The following is a 1,732-nucleotide window of genomic DNA, read 5'->3' on the forward strand; positions in this document are numbered from 1 at the left end:
GACCATCGTGTTTGTCGTGCTCAATGATGGCGCGCTCGGCATGGTCAAGCACGGGCAGCGGCTGGCCAAGGCCGAACAGATCGGATGCGAACTGCCGCCGACGGATTTCGCCGCATTGGGGCGTGCGCTGGGCGCGCAGGCATTTACAATCCGCTCACCGGAAGACATCGCAGTGCTGGACATCGACGCCATCTGCGCGCGCAAGGGGCCGACCGTGCTGGACGTGCTGGTCGACCCCGATGAAGTGCCGCCGATGAATGTCCGCATGCGGGTGCTCGCAAACACACTCTAGGGAGGAATATGGCTCGTCTCGAAGGAAAGAGCGTACTCATTACGGGCGGCACCAGCGGCATCGGGCTGGCCGCCGCAAAACTGTTCCGTGCCGAAGGCGCGCGCGTGGCCGTGACCGGACGTGATGCCGGACGGATCGAGCAGGCGCGCGAAGAGATCGGCGGCGACGCGCTTGTGCTGCGCAGCGAAGCCGGCAAGCTGGCCGACATCGACGCGATGCTTGAGCAGGTCAAGGCGCGCTTCGGCCGCATCGACGTGCTGTTCCTGAACGCAGGCATCGCGCCGCCCACGCCGATCGAAGCCGTCACCGAAGCGCAGTTCGACGAGATCGTCGACGTCAACTTCAAGGGCATCTTCTTCACGATCCAGAAGGCGCTGCCGCTGATGGAAAAGGGCGGCTCGATCATCGTCACGACCTCGATCACCAACCGCACCGGTTCGCCCGCCTTCAGCGTCTACGGCGCCAGCAAGGCAGCCCTGCGTTCGCTCGTGCAGTCGCTGTCGCTGGCCCTGGTCGGCCGCGGCATCCGCATCAATGCCATCAACCCCGGCCCGATCGACACCGGCGGCTTCAACCGCATTGAAGTGCCGGCGGAAGTGCTGCAGGCGATCAAGGGCGACATCGAAGGGCGCTCGCCGATCAAGCGTTTCGGCTCGCCGGAAGAGGTGGCCAAGGCGGCCCTGTTCCTTGCATCGGATGATTCGTCCTACGTCGTCGGCGAAGAGATCGTCGTCGATGGCGGCATCAGCCTGGTCTGCCTCCCGTAACACACTGAAAGCCGATTCGTGAATCCCAATCTCATTCGCAGCGGCATCTGGAGCGAAGAGCCGGAGCCGGACAATCCTTTCGCGGCCAGGGCGGCATACTGCCGCGGCTACGACGTGTACGGCGAGATGCTCGGCAACGCCCGCTGGGTCGACATGCTGTACCTGCTGTTCCGCGGGGAACGGCCCACTGCCGCGCAGGCAGACCTGATGGAAAACCTCGCGCTGGCGCTGGCCAATCCTGGCCCGCGTGACCCCTCGGTCCATGCCGCAATGTGCGGCGGCGTCGGCGGTTCCACCGGCGCGGCCAGCCTGATGGCGGCACTCGCGGTCGGTGCCGGAAAGCTGGGCGGCGGGCGCGAAGTCTACCTTGCCATCGAAGGCTGGGCGGCCTGCGGCACCGACATCAATGCATGGCAGACATGGTCTGCGCATCCGGCCGATGGCGACGGCAGCATCTGGCCGGCATCGGACCATCCGCCGGGCTTCGATCCCAACGGCGTAAGCACGGCAACGCCGGTGCGGCAGGCGCTGTCCTGCCTCGCGCGCCTCAGCGAAGGCGCGTTCCTGCCGTGGCTGGACGCGCATCGCGAAGCACTCGAGCGTGCGATCGGCCTGCCGCTGGCGATGTCCGGTGTGGCCGCGGCGGCGCTTGCCGACCTCGGCTTTTCGGCGG

General features: G+C 66.6%; 3 protein-coding genes. All 3 read left to right on the plus strand.

The genetic code is table 11. The features are described 5' to 3' along the window. Positions 1–292: thiamine pyrophosphate-dependent enzyme (locus AYR66_RS04345; protein WP_234814755.1), on the plus strand; the 292-nt coding region annotated here is incomplete at its 5' end. Between the two features lie 8 nt (positions 293–300). After that, positions 301–1,059: an SDR family oxidoreductase gene (locus AYR66_RS04350; protein WP_088706506.1), complete on the plus strand. Its 759-nt coding sequence runs from the start codon at positions 301–303 to the stop codon at positions 1,057–1,059. Between the two features lie 18 nt (positions 1,060–1,077). Further along, positions 1,078–1,732: citrate synthase family protein (locus tag AYR66_RS29305; protein ID WP_206047054.1), on the plus strand; the 655-nt coding region annotated here is incomplete at its 3' end.

The sequence above is a fragment of the Noviherbaspirillum denitrificans genome (assembly GCF_002211445.1).
Classification (GTDB): Bacteria; Pseudomonadota; Gammaproteobacteria; order Burkholderiales; family Burkholderiaceae_D; genus Noviherbaspirillum; species Noviherbaspirillum denitrificans.

Bases quoted from the DNA above. Each gene is read 5' to 3' on its own strand.
- AYR66_RS04350 (WP_088706506.1), top strand. From the start codon at position 301: ATGGCTCGTCTCGAAGGAAAGAGCGTACTCATTACGGGCGGCACCAGC.